The organism is Pedobacter sp. SG908, assembly GCF_011759615.1.
Lineage (GTDB): Bacteria > Bacteroidota > Bacteroidia > Sphingobacteriales > Sphingobacteriaceae > Pedobacter > Pedobacter riviphilus.
This window is the reverse complement of record NZ_JAAOYY010000002.1, coordinates 266,858-288,231: the sequence shown is the minus strand read 5'-3', so window position 1 is coordinate 288,231 and position 21,374 is coordinate 266,858. Positions and strand designations below refer to the sequence as shown.

Genomic DNA, 21,374 nt, shown 5'->3' with positions numbered 1-21,374 from the left:
CTGTAACCACATCAATACCAACCAAACCCGAACTGGTGTAGGTAAGCGAGGGATCGCCATTGCCATAAACCTTGCTTTTGGCCTCTGCCGTTATAGTTAATTCTGCTTTGGTTATGGTTAAGCTTCCATCCTGATAAGTAATGGCATAATTATTTGAGGTATAACCTGTTGGGCTGATAAAATAACTTCCCACATCCTTAGCCCCAATTGCCGTGCCTGTATAACTTAAGGTACCTTGCAGAATCTGTTCATTTTCTCCATTAACAAATCCATTATAGCTTACTCCATTTCCTCCGGTGTAAGCTACCGCATTATAGGTTTTATTGAAATTATTGGCGGTAATAGTTAGTGTTTTTTGCTGCACATTGATGTTGAAATTTACCGGAGTGGCTGCGCTATGGTTCACATCTCCGGGCTGACTAGCCGTTATCGTCGCCGTTCCTGCAGCCAAAATCTGTACTTGTCCGCTTGCATTAACCGAAGCCACTGTAGGATTGCTGCTAGCATAATTCACCGGCAATCCTGATGATGCAACAGCCGAAGCATCAATAACAGTATTTCCGTATGTTAACTGAAGCACAGCACCTGTTACCTGATTATTAAACGTAATTACGTTGGCCCCAGATGGCACAATGCTTAACGTTCCGTTTTTGTAGTCGAAATCGTAATTGGCGGCAAGCAATCCACTAGGTGCAATTACATAATTCCCTGTATTTACAGCACCCTGTGCGTTACCTCCATAAACTAATGTTCCACTTAATACAGCCTGGGTTTCGCCATTTACAAAACCATTATAGCTTACACCATTTCCACCGGCATAGGCAAGTGCATCATAGGTTTTACTAAAATCGTTTGCGGTAACGGTCAACCTTTTCTTGGTAATCTGCAACTGGAAACTTATTGGAGTAGCCGGGCCATAATTCGTATCGCCGGCCTGGCTTACTGTTAGGGTGGTTGTACCTGTTCCCAATAAGTTTACCTGACCCGAAGCATTTATGGTAGCTACCGATGGATTGCTGCTTTGGTAAGTTGCTGTTAACCCGGAACTGGCATTGGCAGATGCATTGAGATCGGCATCGCCATAGGTTTTGGTTAATAGGCTGCCCGCAGTTTGGGCATTAAAAGTTAAGGTATTTACATGATTAAGCGAAATAACCAATTGTCCGTTTAAATAACTGATGGCATAATTAGTTGCACTCAATCCCTGAGGAACAATGGTATAATTGCCCGTATTTATCGCGCCCTGAGCGGTGCCACCAAAACTCAATGTTCCGGAAAGCACGCTTGGATCTTCGCCTAAGGCAAATGTGCCATAGCTTACCCCATTGCCACCGCTATAACCCAAACCATTATATACCTTGCTAAAATTGTTTGCGGTAATGGTTAATGGCTTTGGTGTAATTGAAGCCGCAGAACTTGAGAGATCGCTAATATTTGCTACTTTATAATTTCCCGCCTGTGCGCCAGTCAATAAAACATTGGCTATGGGCAGGGTAATCGTCTTTCCTGTTCCGGCATCTTTGCTATTGTATTGAGCCATGCCAGAATTTAAACTTAATTGTACATCGTCATTGTTAATGATATCGCCAATGCTCAATTCAAGGTCTGTAACCTGAACCATTCCAGCAGTATTGGCATCATATGTTTTGGTTAACGCAGCAGTAGATTTTAGACTAACCGTTACAGGCCTTTGGCCAATAGTGAGGCTAAACACTACATTTGGAGCCGGACTATAGGCACCATTACCAGGCTGGCTTGCCGTAATGTTTACCGTGCCGACCTTTTTAATGTTAAGCTTCCACTTGTTGCCATCTGTTGCATCCTGAAAGGCTTCGGCAATGCTATTATCCGCTGATGCATAGGTAATCATTAAACCCGAACTTGCGGTTGCACCAGGTTCGAAAGCCAAATCGCCATAGGTTTTGCTTAAATTATGGGCAGTAATGGTTTGCAATTGCACCAGCGCTTCGTAAGCACCCAAATCAATATTGGTACCTGTTAAACGTGGATTGCCATCAAGGTCTTTGGTGTTGGCTGTCAGACCCGAAAAGAGGTTTTGGTCGCCGGCATTTATAAGAGCGGCCCCTGTTTTTGGCCTATAATCGCCAGCGGTTGTTAAAGCTGGCGCAGATGGCGATACAAATAAATCCGTTGCTGTTCCGTTAAAAGCGATCAATCCGGCACCGCTGGCTCCCTGTACCAAACTATTTTTATAAATGGGCACATCTGTACCTGTATTGTTTACTATGCCTGCACTATTGCCAAACACAATGGTATTTTGTACTTGTGGCGAAGCGCTATTGGTATTGAAGATTACGCCTCCTGTATTAGATAGGTTGCCACCAATAGTAACATTAGTTAATACAGGTGATGAATTGTTATTATAAATGCCCGCACCATTGTTGGCGGCATTGCCACTAATGAGCACATTACTAAGCATTGGTATTGCTCCAAAACTATTATACATGGCCCCTCCATTAGCATCTGTACTGTTTCCACTCAGCACCACATTAATTAACCTAACCGCACCTGTACTAATATTCGCTATTCCACCACCCCCGCTACTGGTTCCGAGTGAAAAATTATCACTAATGGTTACATTACTAAATTGAGCTGTTGATGCCATGTTAGCAATTGCTCCGCCGAACCGGCTACCTGTAACTAGATTGCCCATAAAACTGCAATCGGAAATAACCGGACCTGAACCAGCATTATACATGGCCCCTCCACCTTCATCGCCCCAGCCCTGACCAGCAATATTGCTACATTTATTATTTACAAAGCTACTTTTAGCAATTACCGGACTGGCGGCTGCGCCATTAGTTGGAGCACTTGTAAAAATGGCTCCGCCCATACCGGTTGAAACATTGTTGTTTTCAAAAATACAATTGGTAATCGTAGGGCTGGATGAAGTGATGTTTATTCCCCCACCCTGGTTTTTAAATATAGCCAAAGCGTTAACCGTGATACTGCCTCCACTTCCATTCCCCCCTTTAATGGTGAAGCCATCCAATTCGGCAAGGCCTACATCACCTGCTGAGATGAGCACATGGTAGGCATTTTCACTGTTGTTGGCAAAATTGAGGGTAGCTCCCACACCGCTTATAACATCGTCATTGTTAAAATCGCCACTGAGCGTACTTTTATTAACGGTCAATGTCAGATCTCGTTGGGCAAGCGTTGTTTCAGTCCCGGCAAAACCTCCGTAGAGCTTCACATCCTTAACCAGCAAAAAGGCATTATCTCGCCCTGCAGAAGCGCCAAAGTTATTATCGGCAGGACTATATAATGGCTTGTAAGTACCTCCAGCTACCCAAATTTGTTTAATGGCAATATTATTTTTGGTAGCCAAAAGGGCATCAGACAGCTCGGGAGCAGCATTGGCCCAACTATTACCTTCATAGGTTCCCGCGCCGCCCTGTTTTACATAAACTATTCCGCTTCCATCTGGTATCGGGGCAGAGTTGCCTTGGCTCTCGTACGCTCCCAAATCGATCTGAGTTCCTTTTAGACGGGCATTGCCATCCAAGTCTGTGGTATTTGCATCTAAGCCTGTAAAAAGAGCTTTATCCCCGGCATTGATGCCGAGGCTTCCTGCTTTAAGGTGATAATCTCCACCCGTACTAAGCCCCGCAGACAATGGTGCCATAAATAGATTATTTATTAAAACTCCAGTCGCATTTATATTACCATTCGCGGTACTGCTTAACCCTTGCACCAAGCTGTTTTTGATTACCGGTGTACTATTATTATTGTTAATACCACTATTATTACCAAATATGATACTGTTATAAATAACAGGAGATTGGCGCTCGTTGTGCAAACCGCCACCGGTAATGGCCGTATTCGCTACTATGCTCAAATTGGTTAATGTAGTTGTGGCGCTCGAAAGATACATCCCACCTCCCAATGATCCTGCTGTATTGCCATAGACCAGCAAATTGGTAAAGTTCGAATTCCCACTTATCGAATAATCGCATATACCACCGCCATTTCCATTGGTATTGTTGCCGCCCACAATCATATTGCTCAGGTTCAGCGATGACCCAAACGAATCACTAAAAATACCTCCCCCGTTCACAGTGGCAGTATTGTTTGTAATACTTGTACGACTGGCGTTGACGGTTGCCTTATTGTAATTATAGAAACCTCCCCCTTCGAACGAAGCTTTGTTGTAAGCAATGATTAAATTGCTTAAAGCTAAAGTGGCATTAATGTTATATAGTGCTCCTCCATTGTTCCTTGTAATCACTTCGCCGTTGACGGTTGTAAAACTGTTTGTATTTGCACTGCCCCCCGTAATGGTAAACCCATTCAGTTCGGCAGTGCCCATTGCGGCAGCCGAAACTACCACGTGGTAGCTATTATTGCCATTGATGGTGGTAGAAAGGTTATCAGTTAAAACATCGTTATTGTCAATATCTCCGCTAAGTATACTTTTATTGCTTGTTAAAGTCAAATTACGATTAGCAAGCATCGTTTCTGTTCCGGCGAAGCCACCGTAAAGTTTTACATCTTTTACCAGCAAAAAGGCATTATCCCGCCCTGCAGGATTGCCGAAATCATTATCGGCAGGATTATATAATGGTTTGTAAGTACCTCCTGCCACCCAAATTTGCTTTACCGCACCCGCCGCAACCATATTTAGGTTTCTGGCTGCAATTAATGCATCGGCCAATTCAGCCATGGCATTGGCCCAGCTATCTCCAGCACCATTGCTTCCTTTCTTTACGTAAAGGACACCATTTGCGTCTGGCACGGGCGTCGGATTTTTTACTGTTAAAGAATACGCTCTCGTACCTATATAAGGCCCACTACCCCTAGAGGCATCGGTGCTCGTTACAGTGAAATTAAAAGTCCCGATGGTTGTTGCCTGGCCACTCAAAACACCTGTAGAACTAAATGCTAAACCCACCGGCAAAGCGCCAGCTGTAATGGCAAATGTATACGGTGCTGTTCCCCCACTGGCAGTAATTGTGTGGTTATAAGCAGTAGCTGTGCTTGCATTTGGCAAAGTTGAAGGGCTTACTACAATAGTTGGTGTAGTTACCGTTAAAGTATAGGCTTGTATTCCAATGTGTGGCGCACCTGTTCCGGTTGATGAACCTGTAGCGGTAATTGTAAAACTAAAAACGCCCCCACTGGTTGGCGTTCCACTTAAAACCCCACCAGCGCTTAATGTTAATCCTGTAGGCAAAGTTCCACTAGTTACTGCGTAACTATACGGTGCAATACCGCCAGTTGCGGTAAATAGCTGACTATAGGCCGTACCAACGGCAGCACCAGGTATGGAGCTTGGAGCAATTATAGTTACAGGAGGAGCAACAACCAAAGTATAGGGCCTAGTGCCCGGGTAAGATCCTGAAACATCAGTAGCATCAGTGGCTTTTATAGTAAAAATAAAGCTTCCGGAAGCTTTTGGGGTACCCGTCAAAACCCCCGAAGTCGTATTTAAGCTTAACCCTGCAGGTAATGCCCCTGCACTAACCGCAAATGAATAAGGGGGCGTACCTCCACTACCGGTAAATGTTTGACTGTAAGAATTCCCAACCGTAGTTGACGAAATGGTGGCCGGATTAACAACTACGGTAGGAAGTGTATTGATCAGGTTGCTATCCTTTACCCAGGTAAAGCCATCTAAACCAACATATCTAAATCCTCCGTTTGCAGTAATCTGCAGCTCATCAATTATTAGGTTCGAGTAGTTTTGCCCGTTAAGATTGGTCAAATCAATCAGCGTATAGCCATTGGTACTGCCCAGGCTTGTTGCAAATCCGGTAGTTTTGGTTTGGGAAAATTTTGCTACACCATTTAGTTTTCCGGTTACGGTAATGCTTCCGGTTACATTCAGATTAAGATTCAGTGCCGCAAGAAACATCCAGAATCTGTTTACTTTAAATAAATTAGAGGTTGTTTTGATGCTGAAAGAGGGAGGGGACTGAGTATCGTTAGAATTATCAATGTATCTGTTATCAATTGTAGTTCCATTCCATCCTGTTCCCGGATAAATTCCTTGAATGTCAAAAACACTTACATGGGAAATGATATTAAAAACAACACCATTATCTGTAAAACTTGTACTCCCATGAGATTCGGTTTCAAAAGCTTCGGTACTGGTTTGCCCCCATAAAGTTGTTGCATAGAATAGGGTGATAAGCAGCGGTAAAATTTTTTTCATTTTATAAAAATCTAGATGACGGTTAAGCCTGCCCAATGATCAATAAACTGGAGAAGGGACCTACTTTTCATCGTATGTTAAACTTGTTGCATACGTTGATCAAAAAGCCACCAAACCAGTAGCATAACCAATAAAGCCACCAAAATAATGAGGACTATAACCTGTACGTCTGTTCGCTTTGGATTGGGCATAGGCCAAATTTAGTCGCAGCAAGTGCCATCAGACAAGAAAAAGGGGCGGACAAAAAGCGGACAATTGAGCAGTTGGCCTAAACCAAATCGTTCAAATCGCAAATATAGCTTTCGATGCTTTGCCCTTCGGGAACAGCAATGCGCTGCTTTAACCTGCGCTTGCTACGGGCAACACTAGAGGCACTAATGCCAAGCATATTGGCAATTTGTTGGTTATTTAGGTCGAGGCATATTAAACTCGCCAAACGTTCTTCTGCTGGATTTAAGTGAGCAACAATTTGTTTCAATCGAGGAAAAAACAAAGGATAAGCCTTGCTAAATGCTTCCTTAAACTTGTGCCATTCCTCGTCTGTTACAAGCACATAATTAAGCAAGCTACTGCTGAGGTTGTCTGTTCCGTTTGCTTTGATCGTTCTTTCAAGGTTTCTAATCAGTTTTTCTTTTTGCCCCATGTTGAGCGCAAAGGAATTGATTCGCTCCCTGGCTTCTTTGATTTCGAGGTCTTTGGCCATCCGGTCGCGATTTAAAATCTCGGTTTCGTGCTTAACTTTCAGTTTCTGCCTGTTGTAAAGCAAAAGGCTAATTACTGCTAAAAGGAAAATACCCCCTAAAATAAAATTCCGGGTCATTTTCTCCTGCCGCAATTTGGTGCTGATGTTTTCCAGGTTAGTTTGTATATCATCAAACTCTATTTTAGCCTTGATGGCCGAGAGCTGCTGAGCGCCAAGTTCTAAAAGTCGTTCGTTATTGAGCCTATTATATAAATCGCCATATTTATAGGCACTATCGGGCACCTGAAGTTTCCGGTAACACATCACTATACCCTTTAACGAGAGCAGCTTTTGCTCTACTACATAATATTCGCTCTGTAAGGCCCAATGGTACGCCTGTTTCCATTTAGATACGGCTTCTTGGTATCTTTTGTGCTTAAAATCCAGGTTGGCTAAGATGTTCTGGGCAATAGCCATGTTATTGTACGATTTAATTGCCGTACTGTTTTGCAATTGTAAGTAGACCAAAGGCGTGCCCTGTGCTTCCTTGCCCTGCAAAATTAATGCATGTCCGATGTTTCCTTTAGCAATGCCCAGCCATAAAGATTGAACATTTGCATTTTCATCGGGCGTTTTTGTTAAGGTATCTATAATCTGCTGATAATAATACCTGGCGCTATCGTACTGATTAAGCTTGAGATAGGATGCTCCAATAATATCCAGCTGAAAAATATAGACCCGTGGGTCCCAGGTATCTTTTCTTACATTTTTAAACGCCAAACATTGTAGACCATAATCGATACTTTTTCTGTAGTTATTGCTCTGGTATAAGCCCAGGCTTACATTAAAGAAACGGTTATGTACGTATTTAAAATGCGAAAACCCAACCTTACGTTCCAGTTCTATCGCTTTTAGGTTATACAGCACATATCTGTTGGTTCCCTTGCCAACCTCTGCACAAAGGGTGTATACTTCGGCCTTGAGCTGGTCGTCTTTCAATTTGTGAGCAAGCTTGATGCAGTCGTAAATATTTGTCGAATCCTGCGGAAGAATTTTCAGGCCCAATTCAAATTTACCCAAGATTTCGTACATGGTTAACCGTACTTTTAACCGGTCATCTGAGTTTTGGCCAACATAAGCATGTAATGCTTTCATGAGGTGCAGATGCTGGGGCAGGTTTGCCTTCCGATTTTCTTTTTGCAGCTTTAATTGCGCATAACCAACTTCCGCCCGATGTGTTTGGCTGGTATCATCAACTTTCCAGGCATTAATAAGGGGTTCGATCAGCTTTTGCTGAGCAAAAACAGGAACAGAACAACAGCATAATAGTAGCGCAAGGAGAATTAACCTGTTCATCATTTAGAGGCATCGCTAAAATACAGTTAATAGTTGAAGGGTTAAAACTAAAATTGATAGGTTAAACAGATTGCGATTCAGCATTAGGGAAGACTCGAAAGGTAAGACTTTTAACACTTTATATGCGTGTTTTTGATGGCCGAAGCGCTGAAGGTAAACTCAATTTGTGGCGCCTGTAGAAAAGTTCCAGAAAGGCATTATAACTAAATAATCTTTACCCGCATAAAAATAAAAGGGCATCTGTTGAAATTGATTTTTTATGTTTTTAAAGACAATTTCCTTAGATAAGTGCTTGCTAAATTGAATTTTCTTGCGACAAAACTTTTGTTATATTTGCGCAACAAATGGCCCCGTAGTTCAACGGATAGAATAGAAGTTTCCTAAACTTTAGATAGCAGTTCGATTCTGCTCGGGGCTACAGAAGAAAAGCTCATCGAAAGATGGGCTTTTTTATTTTTAAGTTATTGATTGATATTTGAAATGCTCAGTCCTGTAGTTCAACTGATACCCGCCTGAATGACGACAGTGGGGCAGGGAATAGAAGTTTCCTAAACTTAGATATGAGTTCGATTCTCGTCGGTGACCACTTCCTTAGATTTAAACCAGAACATTTTTGTGCAAATAGTTGATTTTCAATGCTTTGTTTTGGTTTTTATGACGCATTAAGACCCTTTTTCGACCATTCTAAATGGTTAATTTTAATGCGTCGAAAACTGACTATTTTTTGTGAAAAACTGTAGGTCAGTGGATTGATTGAAATATCAAAATCAGAATTATTCCGAAATGTTCGGGTGCTGGATTATTTTGTAATATATTGATTTGCATTCAGTTATACCGACGAACATCTTGATAGCTCACTGGCTCAAATGTACATTTGTTTAATTTTAAATGTATCATTATGAGTTACAATTTTCATCTTTTATTCTATCTGAAAAGACCAAAAAATTTTATCAAGGGCGAGATGATGCCCATCTATTTACGGATTACCGTGAAAGGAAAACATTCGGAATATTCTGTCGGCAGAGAAATTATTCCCAGCTTCTGGTCGCCGCTTAAAGGAAAAGGCACTGGCCTGCGCGCCCAGCCATAAGTTGCGCCCCCACCATCTTTGGCAACTTTTCTTTCTACATTATAAAAACAGCTATAGATAGCCGCATCCTGTTCCGGCTGAATATTGACGGCATTGGATTGTATTTTGCTTTTATTCTTACCAATAAGTCCGGTAAAAATTTATTGACTTGCGCAATGTATTGAGGGTTCATTTTACAATAATATAAAAATGAATACGATATACTTGTGGGAGTTAGCTCCATGCACCGGAAATCACCAATTGATCGTAGGTTTATTTCTTCAATCTATTATCTACAAAGGTCTTCATCCTTTACTATTTTCAGTAGTTGTTTTGGGGAGCCATAAAAGAAGATTGATAAAGAGCTAACTGATGCATTAATCTCCTTATCAACCTTTTTTAAATTTTTAGAAAAGCCCTCCATCACAGGCAATGATTTTTCCTGTCATATAATCGTTCTTGGCAAGAAAGAGAATGGCATCTGCTACATCTTCAGGCTTTGCAATTCTGCCAACAGTGATTTGTGAAGCGTACCCTTCAAATGTTTGCTGTTTCACTTCTTGGGGCATAAAATCCCACCAGGGCGTGTCTACCACTCCGGGAGAAACTGCATTGATACGAATGGGCTTGATTTCTTTTGCAATAATAGGAACCATAATTTCCAAAGCTCCATTTATAGAGCCGATGCCGGATGTCCCAGCGAATTTTGCAGACGCAGTAATTGCAGTGATAAGTGTAATACTTCCGTTCAGATTAACAAAAGGAATGGCAGCCTTTAAGGTATTGAGATGTGACCAATATTTTTCGTCAAAACCTTTTCGCAGGTCATCTAAAGAGAGGTCGATGAAATTACCCAACCCTTTGTTACTACCTAATGCAATAATCAAATGGTCAATTTTCCCCAAAGATTGAAAAAATGTTTGAAGTGTTTCGATATTGGAACTGTCCACTTCAGCAGTAAGTAATCCTTCAGCAGCCGCTGCATTTAGTTTTGCAATATCCCTCCCCGTAACAGTAACAATTGCGCCCTGCTGCTGGAACATTAATGCTGCGGATAACCCAATACCGGAAGTGCCGCCGGCAATTACGATTTTTTTGTTTTGTAAAGTCATATCTTTTGCTTTTAAAAGTTGAAACAAAATTCCTATTTCAACCAAGCAAAACAATTGACCTAAGCCTGCCTTTTATATACTCAATTATTCATTTTTCGGAATACAAGCGGTGTTTCTCCTGAAATGCTTTTAAAAAAGCGGTTAAAAGATGCAGGTTCCGTAAAATTGAGTTTGTATGCAATTTCCGCAACAGAATTATCCGTATATCGTAAAAGCAATTTTGCTTCCTGCAACAGCATTTCCTTTATGGCCTCAGAAGCGGTAATGCCTAAGTTTTCCTTTACTGTTCTATTGAGGTGATTGGGGCTTACACCACACATTTCAGCATAATCTGCTACTTGTCTTTTAGTTAAATAATGTAATCCAACAAGCTTTTTGAAGCGATTGGTGAGCTTATAGCTTTCCGGATGGTCGCCGTTTTCATCTTCAAGCTGCTGCCTTTTATAGCTTCTTTTCGCTTCTAGTAACAATAAATACAAATATATCTTGATTGCCTTTTCCCTTCCTACTTTTTCACCCTGTAGTTCATCATTTATTTTCATCAGCAGTTCAAGCATTACATCCAGTTCTTCAGCTGCGACCTGAAAAACAGGTTTGCCAAAAGAATGGTAAAATGGAAACTCATCGGCTATTTTAATGGCAGGAATTATATCGTTCAGAAAATCGGAATTAAATAGTATATAATAACCGAACGCGTCCGATGCAATATTTTTTTTTGAAAAAATCTGGTTGGGAAAGGTGAACGCTAAGGTTAGGGGTTGATGGCGAAAATTCTCTAAACCAATTTTCATATCCAGGGAACCTTTAACGGTAATGCTTATACGATAAAAATCTGATTTTAATGGCCCTATAGAATTTACAAGACCTTCACTGGAATACATTTCAAAGCCACGTACAATTTTTGAATCCTGAATAAGGTTATAACCAAATGGAGAAGTTTTTTCGTTTTCCCTGTGAACAGTTTTAAAATTCTTTAAGTCATATTTAGGAATATCTTTGATAAAGTTTTTCATGACTCACTTTTATTCGTTTTTCGTTTATCAAAAATACCATTATTTTATTTGACCTTTTACGGCTATTTAATGAACTGCTCACTGTTTTACTTTACCTGTTGGGTATTTCGGCGAAGTTGCCGCACGTTTCGCATTTAACCTGAGTTTGAACTTTAACGCTTTAATCCCTTTCGTTTCTTTTGATGCGTCTTTTTGACCTAACTGGTGTGTGGGGTTTCAATATTCGACTTCGTTATATAGTATCCATTTTCAGTAATTAATACTCGTTTATGGATTCTAGTTTTTTGAGATCTGACTATATTTATCATCCAGTCCGTATAAAATATCAACTAATTTATCCGGGCGTTCTTTCATCACATTGTGTCCGCAAGGTATTGTTTCGACATGCCAATCAGGAGAATTTTTTAAGTTCTCATATTGTTTGACAAAAGGAGACTGTTCCCAACCACTGAGATAAATGAATGTACGGTTGAGAACTCGTTCATAATCCCCTTTCAAATGTAAACTTTGCATGAATGTTGCCAGCGGATGCGGTCTTCTTCGATCATCTACCCCCGGCCGGTCTGCTACAGTGAAACCATCATTGCCGGCTCCGGCTACAAAACGTTGTCGGTATACTTCACTGGTAAGGCTCCAGCAGGAATCTCCATTTTTGGGAATGTAGGCATCAATATAAACAAGTGCATATATCCTTTCCGGAATTTTATCTGCAACACCTGTGATAACCAGTCCGGCATAGCTATGGCCACATAAGATCACATCAGTGAGGTTTTCTTTTAAGAAGAAATCTATGATGAACTGGATGTGCGTATCTAAATTTATGATCCTGTTTGGTATCCCGGATTGTGTTTCAAGACCTGGTAAGGTTAATGAAATACACTTTTTTCCTAACCGTTCCAGGTTTTCGGTTATCGGCTCATAAACCCAGCCACCGTGCCACCCGCCAGGAATAAACACATAGGTTTTTTCATTTAGCTTTTGTATCTCGTTCATTTTTTTATTAATTGATGACGACACAAAAATAGTCGTTAATAGCTCAAACAACACATAAGGTAACTTAAGAAATACCGTTAAGGTAGATTAAGGGTAACGCCTATTTTTTGAAGAGATCTTTACGGACTTTACTCAAGAACTCAGGGGTAATCCCTAAATATGACGCAATTTGTGTGTTTGGAAGCCTTGACAGCAAGTGTGGGTATTGCTTCATAAAAGCAAGATAGCGCTCCTCGGCCGTTGAACTGATCGCCTGTAACACCCTGTTCTCTGCTTCAACTAAACGGTTTTCTACAATAACCCTGAAATTCCTGTCGAACTTAGGATTATTATCAAACAGATGATAAAGATCAGGCTTGGAGATTTGGAATATAATCGATGGTTCTATGGCTTCAATGTAAACACGGCTTGGCTTTTCGGAGTAAAAGCTAACAATCTCCATAACCCAGTCGCCCTCGGCAGCAAACTGCAGGTTATGTTCTGTACCCTTATCATCTACCTGAAACTTTTTTAAACAACCTTCAGCCACAAAGGTATAATGCTTGCAAACATCATTCTCCTGTAATATGAATTGCCTCCGCTTAATCTTCCGCTTGATAACCCGCTCCACCAGGTCGTGCTTTTCCGCTGAATTAAGTGGCAGATAATTATCAAAACTTGAAAATAGTTTCTCTATAATCACAGGTTTTTATTCAAATATTTTTGTAGTCAATATAGTAAAAAATTAGCGCCTTAAACCGAATGAATATCTTTGCGAATTCAGAACTAACAATCCAAGTTAGTCCGGATGTTCCACTCCGGATTATATAACTACGGCAGATTTGCAGTCTGCGGACAAACAAAAAGCCTCGGCTATGTCGATAAAATTAGTTATTGGAAATATTTGCTTTATAAAGATATTACTAGTTTGGCACATCAAAGTCCTTTCTAAGATTTATGCAGCTTTCTTGTGCATCAAATGATTCATTTATTTGTATAAAGCAAAAAACATATTTTTTTACAGCATTCACCACCGATAACTTGATAATGATTTGCATGTCAATTATGAATGGAGTTAATGAAGAGTTTTGAAAACTGAAAAAATAGTCGAACGAACCCACACCATATGTTTTTTTAATTATCTGGCTCACAGCGCAATGTGATTTTTAAAAAAAATCATCAATATTTTAGAGTTTCTGTTGAGAATATAATAATAAAAATTATATACCTGCGCCAGATTAACGATAACGGTTGTATAACTAATACAAAAGTCTATTGTTAGCAGTTACGGAGTAATTGAAAAAGATTAATAACGGATGGAAAGATTTTTAAAGTCCTAATCTCCGCCGTTTGGGTTTAGTCTTAGAAGATCTGCGCTGGTTATCAGCTTGATGTTCATAGTTGGTCAATGATAGACTTCGATTTATTGAAGCCAATTTGACCAAATCTTCAAAGATTTGGTTCGACTTTTATCCCGTTTGGACTAGCAAAGTGATATCTACTACCCTATTGATATGCACCATTTGATCGGTCCTCCAATGTAAACATCAGTGCTAATTGTTTCAAATCCTCAACAAAAGAGTTCGACATTTGATCGGGGAAGACCACAAGACGAGAACCTTGTCTTTTTTGTTTGGCAAGTGGAAAAATTGATTTTTCCAGGAAATATCAAACTAATAATCTTTCTCTTCCTCTCAATTGTAGATCTTCCGTACATAAGGTCATTTAAACATATATTTTCTTGCATAACTTATATGATTTTAAAGTGGCATGAATTGATCATCATTCCGAATTCACTTTTACAAGTAAAGGGTTGGATTAATAATGTTTAGGCGATTCGTCATTCCAACCCGATAGGAAATCATAATTGAAGATTAGCTTAATATGAGCAAGCATGGTTTTAACCATTAATAATTAATAACAGTTCGTCTAGAAATTACAGGCGTTGGTCTAGCGGTTACCAACGCTGGTATAATACCGGGTTTTTGTCTGCAACGTTTGATGTCTTGTTGCGTCTTAATAACAAAACAATAGCAAAAACCTAAAATATAAAAGATATGAAAACTTTAGCAAAAACAATATTCGCAACAGCATTAACAGCAGTAGTATTTACATCATCAGCCATGGCAACTTTTGCCGCTGAGCCAGTTAAAACAGAAACAAAAACTTCTTCTTTATCAAAGTTCAACAGGATCTGGGTGAGTGGTAACGTGAAGCTTATCTTAACGCAAGGTGATAAACAAAACGTAGAAGGAACCAGCAATTACGATGCTGCAAAAACCTCCGTATCAACTGATGGAAAAACCTTGTTCATCAATTCAATGGAAACAAGCCAGGTAACGCTGAATATTACCGTAAAAGATTTAGAAAGAATTGAAGCTTATGGTCAATCAGTTGTGGTAACCAGCAATAATTTTGATACAAAATACTTGCAGTTATTCTTGGGTCAAAGTGCTACAGCGAAAATCAAAACAACTGCAGGCAGTTTATATACCATTGTTAAAGATGATGCGGTATTAAAATTAAATGGCACCGCTGATCAAAGTACAATGATTGCAAGCAATATGAAAAATGTAAAGTTAGCTGACTTTGCCAGTCTCAAATCAGAATCATATGCTTCTCAAGCGATTATGGAAGCAGAGCAAAATGCAATGGTTCTAGCAAAATAGCGCATATCAATCAGATAAGTTAAAGCTGCCCATTGGGCGGCTTTTTTTCTACCCAGCGACTTTGGTTTTAGGCCGTTAATTGTTGTTTTTGATTCAATGCAACCTTTCGAAGTTTTCGGGCGTCTTTGATTTAAATCTGAACCTTAAACCAATTAAAATGAAACGCACCATTCTATTCTTACTCCTTTTTCCCGTAACAATCACATTCGCCCAGAAAAAGCTTAAAATCATTAAGGCAACTTCTACCAGTGTTGATATCAAGGATGATAACTATCCCATTAGAAAGAACGCCTGGACTGTCGTGCCCAAGGAAAAATTGGATGTATATACAACCTCAGCCAAAAAAGTAACTTTCTACACCGATCAGGAATCTATATCATTCAATGTCGATCCGAAGGTTGGAGAATATGATTTTATTATCCTGGTCAATGGAACCGATACCGCAAGGACTCAGGTAAAATATGATGCAAAAGCACCTGTTAGGAAGCCTGTTGCCTATCTTGATACACTTCAAAAGGCGGGAAAATATAACCTGTCTGACAGGCGTGAAATCCCGGTCTTTACCTATCAATCGATGGACAACCCTAACCTGGTGCGCATTAAAAAAGACCTCAAGCTGGATTCGGTTGCAGGCAATGGAAATGAGCTTTCCAAAATTTTCAACCTGATGCATTGGGTACATAATCTGATCAGGCACGATGGGAACAGTGATAACCCAACCCAAAAAAATGCAATTGAGCTGATCAGGGTGTGCCGGGAGCAAAACCGCGGGGTAAACTGCCGTATGCTGGCTACAGTACTCAACGAATGTTACCTCGCTATGGGTATCACTTCCAGGTATATTACCTGCATGCCAAAGGAAACGAACTTTGATGATTGCCATGTGATTAATATGGTATACAGCAAGGACCTTAAAAAGTGGATCTGGATTGACCCTACCTTTGATTCATATGTGATGGATGAAAAAGGTAATCTCCTGGGTATTCAAGAAGTAAGGGAGCGGTTGATAAAAAATATGCCGCTGGTACTAAATGCAGACGCAAACTGGAACCGTACTGCCCTACAATCTAAAGAATATTACCTGCAGACCTATATGGCAAAGAATCTCTACCGCCTGGAGACACCCGTGATTAGCCAGTATGATACCGAAACCTGGACCAGCGGAAAAGAAGTGGCCTATGTGGAACTGTTGCCATTGGACGGTATTGTTCAGGGGCCGCAGAAAAGGGAATCAACCAATCAGAAAACCGGGGTTAAGTTTATTAATTATAAAACCAATAATCCTGAGCTGTTCTGGACTACTCCGAGATAATATTTTATAAAAAACACAGAAACGATCCATTTGGCTAGCCTTAAGGAGACCGATCTTTTTAAAAATAAGGCGATAAATGTTTACGCAAATGCTTTTTTGCGGCTACCTGGTACCCAAATGGCATTAAGTTAAGTATAACGGTCGTCAGTCTGAGTGTAGCCAGAGCTTGATAAATCGCAAATAAATGCCCTTCGACTACGCTCAGGGTTGACATCTTTTTGCGATTTATTACTTACTCAATGGCATTGACACAGCGCCCTTGCCCTGTTCTACTCGGTCTGGTATCTGGTAAGCTTTCTGATCTGGTAAAAAAAACGCTCAATTAACCGTAGGTCCTGTGTTACAATTTCGGCATTACCTTTAAGCTCTTTATCAAATGGAAGTATTTTGTGATAAGATGTTTTCAGCCCTTTCGGAAGCAATACATCTACATAATAATTGCCCTTATCATCAGGAGTAAAGGATATGTTTTGAACTTTACCCTCTACAATACCATATTCCTGATAACGGTAATTATCCAGTTTGATTAAAACTTTTTCCCCTTTGGCAATTTTGCCCGAATTCGTGGCCGCTACAAACATTCTCCCGATCAGTGCCTGGGTATGATCGGGTAGGATAGATAATATAGGATCTCCTCGTTTTACAAACTGGTTTTCGCCCCAGAATTGTTGAAAACTGGCCACGCCATTAGTAGAGGAAATAACCAGGTAGCTTTGTTCCCAGGCCCTTAGCGAACGCCTTAACTGCTCTAGTAGCTGTAAGGTTTGCGAGGCGAAATTGATTTTGTCTTTCTCTGCATTTATGGTTGTACCGCTTTTTGTTTTATTGAGGTTATAAATGGCTTCATCTGTTTGCGATAAAGAGATATCGAGATTTTCTAAGTTTTGTTGCGCCTGTAAAAATTTAATTTTTTCGTTTTCGAATTCCAAAGCCGAAATTACCTTTTGGTTTAGCAGCAGCTGGGCACGCTGATAATTTTTCTTTACCAGTTCAAACTTTAAACTTTCAAATGTTTTTTGCCTTTTTAAGGCCATTATCCTGCTCTTATTGGTCAGGATATTTTGAGCTGTCGCTACATTTTCTGGTGCATAAGGTTTAAGTCTGGTAAACAGTTTTTCGTCCTGAAAGGCTTTGGCAAAATTATTATAATCGCCCTGTAGTTCTCCTAACTTAAACCGCGAAACTTGATCAACCGGAAACGAAAACAGCTGACCGGGAGAAATGGAATCTATAATGCTTTTAAGCTGTAAAATATCTTTATAATTTGCGGTAGATTGTAAAACCATTAATAGCTGATCCTTTTTTACCTTTTGATGGTCGCTGATGAATATTTTCTCAATTCTGGAATCCGCCCTGATCTCTAGTTTTTCTGGTGGATTTTGTGAAGTAACGATGATGGTTGCGGGTACAAACTCCGGATATTTAATGAAATAACTCATCAATAAAATCATTAAAAGGATAGCCAGGATAACCACACTGCCCCAGCGGAACATCCAGTGGGGTGGTTCTGATAGAATATCCTGCACACCTTCCGAGCGCAGTTGTATCTCGTCTAGTTTATCTTTCTTAGTTTCCAAGTTCGAGCTGGTTTTTGATTAATCTGTAATATTCTCCTTTTTTGGCCACCAGTTCGTTGTGGTTGCCTTCTTCTACAACCATTCCCTTATCCAGCACGATAATTTTATCGGCATGTTTAACTGTAGATAACCTGTGGGCAATTACAATGGCCGTTTTACCCTTAAAAAACTGGTTCAGGTTTTCGATAATTATCTTTTCGTTATTGGCATCTAAGGCACTTGTGGCCTCATCAAAAAAGATGTATTCGGGCGATTTATAAACGGCTCGGGCAATAAACAACCGTTGCTTCTGTCCACCGCTAACGCCCATACCTTCGTTCCCAATTTTGGTGTTATAACTTAAAGGCAGACTTTCTATAAAATCCTGTATATTGGCAATTTCTATGGCTTTTCTCAGCTTTTGTTTATCAATCGCATCTTCGCCAATGGCGATATTATTGGCAATGGTATCGTTAAACACGTAACTCTCCTGCATCACCACTCCGCAATGGTCGCGCCAGTACCTGGGTGAGATATTTTTCATATCGGTGTTGCCAATTTTTATTTCGCCTTGATCGGGTTCGTAAAATTTGGTCAACAGCTTTAAAAGCGTAGTTTTTCCACTCCCACTGGCCCCAACTATGGCCGTGGTTTTTTGAAAGGGGATAACCAGGTTTAAATCCTGAAAAACAAACGAATCGGCCCCTGTATACCTGAACGATACAGCCTTTAGTTCGATATCTTTCTGCGCAATTTCTGCGGCGTACTGTTCTTCACTGCCTTCTTCGTTGTCTTTATCATGAATTTCCTGTAATCTTTCGAGCGAAATTCTGGCATCCTGTGATTGTTTGATGAAATCGATGAGTTGCATTAGGGGGCTGTTTAGCTGGCCAATGATATATTGTACCGAAAGCATCATACCCAGGGTAAGGTTGCCACTCAAAACCAGTTTTGCGGCCAGGAAACTCACCAGGATATCTTTTATTTGATTAATAAAACCACCACCTACAGATTGCCACTGCCCTAACGAGAGGGCCTTTATTTTTATCTTAAATAACTTTACCTGTAAAAATTCCCAGCCCCAGCGCTTCTGTTTTTCGGCATTATGCATTTTTATTTCCTGCATGCCATTAATCAGTTCTATCACCGTGCTCTGCTCTTGCGCAACCTGAGCAAACATTTTATAATCGAGTTCTTTTCTTCTTTTAAGGAAAAAAGCAATCCAGCCCACATACAAAAGCGCGCCCAGCAGGTACACAATAAATAACCGGTAATCGTAAATGAGGAGTATAATGCTAAAAATAAGCAGGTTTACCATCGAGAAGAGGGTATTGAGCGAGGAGCTGGTTAGCAATTGTTCTATCCGGTGGTGATCGTTTATCCGCTGCATAATATCACCTGTCATCCGCGTATCAAAGAAACTGATCGGAAGTTTCATCAGCTTGATAAAAAAGTCGGAAATGATTGAAATGTTAATCCGGGTAGAAAGGTGTAGCAAAATCCAGCTCCTAATCATTTCGATGCCCATTTTACCCATAAAAAGCATTACCTGGGCCAGCAAAACCAGGTAAATAAAGTTAATGTCCTGGTTTTGTATGCCTACATCAACAATACTTTGGGTAAGAAAGGGAAAAATAAGCGATAATAAACTTCCGGCCAGTAAGCCAACGGCCAGCTGTATAACGAGCGATTTATACTTGAGCAAATACCTGGATAGGAAAGAGAAACTGGCTTTCTTTTCTGTGTCTTCGAAATCACTGCTGTAAAATGCAGGGCTTGTTTCTAAAATAAGGGCAATCCCTTCTTCTGTATTTTCGTGGGCGTTTTCGCCGATCCAGTATTTTATAAACTCTGCCTTGGTATAGGTAATTAAGCCATAACCTGGATCTGAAATATAAACCTTACCGCCCTTGTCTATCTTATAAACCACCACATAGTGATTTTTATTCCAGTGTACAATGCAGGGCAATGGTGCATCGGCCAGCAGGGTGTTAAAATTTATTTTAACACCTAATGTTCTAAAGCCTAAAGCCTCTGCTGCATTGCTAAGGCCAAGCAAACCGCTCCCTTCTCTGGTGGTTTCGGCAAGGGTTCTGATTTGGGCCAGCGGAATGCCTTTGTTATAGTGTTTGGCTATAATGCGCAGGCAGGTAGGGCCACAATCTTTAGTATCGGGCTGTTTATAAAATGGAAATTTTTTAAGCTTCATGTACCTTTACCTTTGTTGCAATGCCGTAATGTTGTATTGCTTTTTGTTTAAGCGGGTTTGTACTCCATTCTTCCCATTTATTGGTAGAAGGGTTGTAGCCACATTTTAGCGGTTTGGATATGTCTAAACCTGCGTGGTTGGTATGTGTACGTTCTGTAAATGCCCTGCAGTCGGTACATACATTTCTAAACTCACAATACTTGCAAACCATAATGTCATCTTTGGTGATGTCCCAGTAAGCCTTAAATCCTTTAACGTTTAGTGCGTCTTCTAAAGAAATGTTATTTATGTTCCCGAAAATCTGGGGCATTGCCGGGCAGTTTTTGATATTGCCATTGATATCAATGCCGATTTTTTTATTAAGGCAGGAATTATGATTAATGGCTTCTAAAACCTTCGTAAGGTTGGTATCAAAATACTTTAAGTCTACTTTTCCGCAAGAATTTATTTTTAAGTGTTGATTGGTAAAAACCAGGTTAAATTTGAAAATATCTGCGACCTCAAATGGCGCTTTTTCGCATTTATGAAATATCAAACTGTAAATTCTTGTACATTTTTCATTTAGGGTTTTTATAAAATTATCATCAACTCCCGAATGATAGGGAGAGAAAATTTCTATGCTTTCTAAACATGAGTCGTTTAATGTATCTTCTAAGGTTAAAAAGGCTGTTAACGACAGTTCGCTTTCGCAATAGATAACCAAATGTCTTATTCCTAAATTTTCTATAGATTGCACCAGCTGTGGCGACAGTAATAAGTCGGCAGTTTCAATAAATATATTGGAAATTGTACTGGCCTCTCTAAATACCAGGGATAGTGGTGGAAAATTTTTATCCCAATTATTTTCGGTAATAAAACCGTACTCTTTTTCCAATAAAAAGTTTAGGTATTCTTGTGCTATTTCTTTTGATTCTTCATCATAAAAAGCAAATACTTCCTCAATAGAATTAGATTTCAACTCTTCAACAATGGTATTCAATTCTAAAGACTGCAGCTCAGAACGGTTTCGCTGTAAATCAGAAATCAGGATTCTGTTAACACCTTTTGTGATCAAAATATCGCTAAATAAATTAAAATACCTCATAACAATCTGCTAATTGGCTTATATGGTTTTACGAGCATAAGAAAGTTTGTTTTATAGCGCTTGCATGTGCCATAAAGTACATCATTACTTTTTTGATTGATTTTTTTGCCCCGGTATTCATCCACAAATTTGAATGTTAGCGGCAACTTGTTTTTTTCTTCG

At 40.0% G+C, this 21,374-nt stretch carries 12 protein-coding genes and 1 tRNA gene; 4 read left to right on the top strand and 9 right to left on the bottom strand.

Translation table 11 applies throughout. The features are described 5' to 3' along the window. Both FHT21_RS16235 and FHT21_RS16230 read right to left on the bottom strand, forming a co-directional pair. Positions 1-6,178 (bottom strand): MBG domain-containing protein (locus tag FHT21_RS16235; RefSeq protein WP_208398972.1); only part of this gene is annotated, 6,178 nt, incomplete at its 3' end. 268 nt (positions 6,179-6,446) lie between these two features. After that, entirely contained in the window at positions 6,447-8,219 is a 1,773-nt protein-coding gene (locus tag FHT21_RS16230) for a hypothetical protein (protein WP_243854038.1), read from the bottom strand. Positions 8,220-8,562: 343 nt separating this feature from the next. Here FHT21_RS16230 and FHT21_RS16225 point away from each other — a divergent pair. Both FHT21_RS16225 and FHT21_RS16220 read left to right on the top strand, forming a co-directional pair. After that, a tRNA-Arg gene (locus FHT21_RS16225) sits at positions 8,563-8,634 on the top strand. Positions 8,635-9,114: 480 nt separating this feature from the next. Continuing rightward, positions 9,115-9,306 (top strand): Arm DNA-binding domain-containing protein, encoded by a 192-nt coding sequence (locus FHT21_RS16220; RefSeq protein WP_167295822.1) that lies wholly within the window; start codon positions 9,115-9,117, stop codon positions 9,304-9,306. Positions 9,307-9,692: 386 nt separating this feature from the next. Here the strand turns inward: FHT21_RS16220 and FHT21_RS16215 are convergent, their stop codons facing one another. The 4 genes from FHT21_RS16215 to FHT21_RS16200 all read right to left on the bottom strand — a co-directional run bounded on the left by FHT21_RS16215 (position 9,693) and on the right by FHT21_RS16200 (position 13,085). Further along, entirely contained in the window at positions 9,693-10,397 is a 705-nt protein-coding gene (locus tag FHT21_RS16215) for an SDR family oxidoreductase (RefSeq protein WP_167295821.1), read from the bottom strand. 80 nt (positions 10,398-10,477) lie between these two features. After that, the gene (locus FHT21_RS16210; protein WP_167295820.1) at positions 10,478-11,410 is read right to left on the bottom strand and encodes a helix-turn-helix domain-containing protein; all 933 of its coding nucleotides are present in this window, start codon (positions 11,408-11,410) and stop codon (positions 10,478-10,480) included. A gap of 276 nt (positions 11,411-11,686) precedes the next feature. Further along, positions 11,687-12,403 carry an alpha/beta fold hydrolase gene (locus tag FHT21_RS16205; protein ID WP_167295819.1) on the bottom strand — a complete coding sequence of 239 codons (717 nt, stop codon included), beginning with the start codon at positions 12,401-12,403 and terminating at the stop codon, positions 11,687-11,689. 100 nt (positions 12,404-12,503) lie between these two features. Continuing rightward, entirely contained in the window at positions 12,504-13,085 is a 582-nt protein-coding gene (locus tag FHT21_RS16200; RefSeq protein ID WP_167295818.1) for a Crp/Fnr family transcriptional regulator, read from the bottom strand. Positions 13,086-14,439: 1,354 nt separating this feature from the next. On the opposite strand from FHT21_RS16200, the gene FHT21_RS16195 reads away from it, so the two are divergent. Continuing rightward, on the top strand, positions 14,440-15,051 hold the full coding sequence (locus FHT21_RS16195; protein WP_167295817.1) for a DUF2807 domain-containing protein: 612 nt from the start codon (positions 14,440-14,442) through the stop codon (positions 15,049-15,051). 157 nt (positions 15,052-15,208) lie between these two features. Next, the gene (locus tag FHT21_RS16190) at positions 15,209-16,363 is read left to right on the top strand and encodes a transglutaminase domain-containing protein (protein WP_167295816.1); all 1,155 of its coding nucleotides are present in this window, start codon (positions 15,209-15,211) and stop codon (positions 16,361-16,363) included. Positions 16,364-16,632: 269 nt separating this feature from the next. On the opposite strand, the gene FHT21_RS16185 is transcribed toward FHT21_RS16190, so the two are convergent. Genes FHT21_RS16185 through gwsS form a run of 3 tightly spaced genes read right to left on the bottom strand, consistent with a single transcriptional unit; the run spans position 16,633 to position 21,212 of the window. Beyond that, positions 16,633-17,940, bottom strand: coding sequence for an HlyD family efflux transporter periplasmic adaptor subunit (locus FHT21_RS16185; RefSeq protein WP_167295815.1), 1,308 nt, complete (start codon positions 17,938-17,940; stop codon positions 16,633-16,635). Then, a complete protein-coding gene (locus FHT21_RS16180; protein ID WP_167295814.1) occupies positions 17,930-20,128 on the bottom strand; it encodes a peptidase domain-containing ABC transporter in 2,199 nt (732 codons plus the stop codon). Before FHT21_RS16180 ends, FHT21_RS16185 begins: the two co-directional genes overlap by 11 nt. Beyond that, complete coding sequence (gene gwsS / locus FHT21_RS16175) at positions 20,118-21,212, bottom strand: grasp-with-spasm system SPASM domain peptide maturase (RefSeq protein WP_167295813.1); 1,095 nt, start codon at positions 21,210-21,212, stop codon at positions 20,118-20,120. The genes FHT21_RS16180 and gwsS overlap by 11 nt, the downstream gene beginning before the upstream one ends. Positions 21,213-21,374: the final 162 nt, after the last annotated feature.

Coding starts and splice junctions, on each gene's coding strand:
- FHT21_RS16205 (WP_167295819.1), bottom strand. CDS start 12,403: ATGAACGAGATACAAAAGCTAAATGAAAAAACCTATGTGTTTATTCCT.
- gwsS (WP_167295813.1), bottom strand. CDS start 21,212: ATGAGGTATTTTAATTTATTTAGCGATATTTTGATCACAAAAGGTGTT.
- FHT21_RS16180 (WP_167295814.1), bottom strand. CDS start 20,128: ATGAAGCTTAAAAAATTTCCATTTTATAAACAGCCCGATACTAAAGAT.
- FHT21_RS16230 (WP_243854038.1), bottom strand. CDS start 8,219: ATGATGAACAGGTTAATTCTCCTTGCGCTACTATTATGCTGTTGTTCT.
- FHT21_RS16195 (WP_167295817.1), top strand. CDS start 14,440: ATGAAAACTTTAGCAAAAACAATATTCGCAACAGCATTAACAGCAGTA.
- FHT21_RS16210 (WP_167295820.1), bottom strand. CDS start 11,410: ATGAAAAACTTTATCAAAGATATTCCTAAATATGACTTAAAGAATTTT.
- FHT21_RS16215 (WP_167295821.1), bottom strand. CDS start 10,397: ATGACTTTACAAAACAAAAAAATCGTAATTGCCGGCGGCACTTCCGGT.
- FHT21_RS16190 (WP_167295816.1), top strand. CDS start 15,209: ATGAAACGCACCATTCTATTCTTACTCCTTTTTCCCGTAACAATCACA.
- FHT21_RS16220 (WP_167295822.1), top strand. CDS start 9,115: ATGAGTTACAATTTTCATCTTTTATTCTATCTGAAAAGACCAAAAAAT.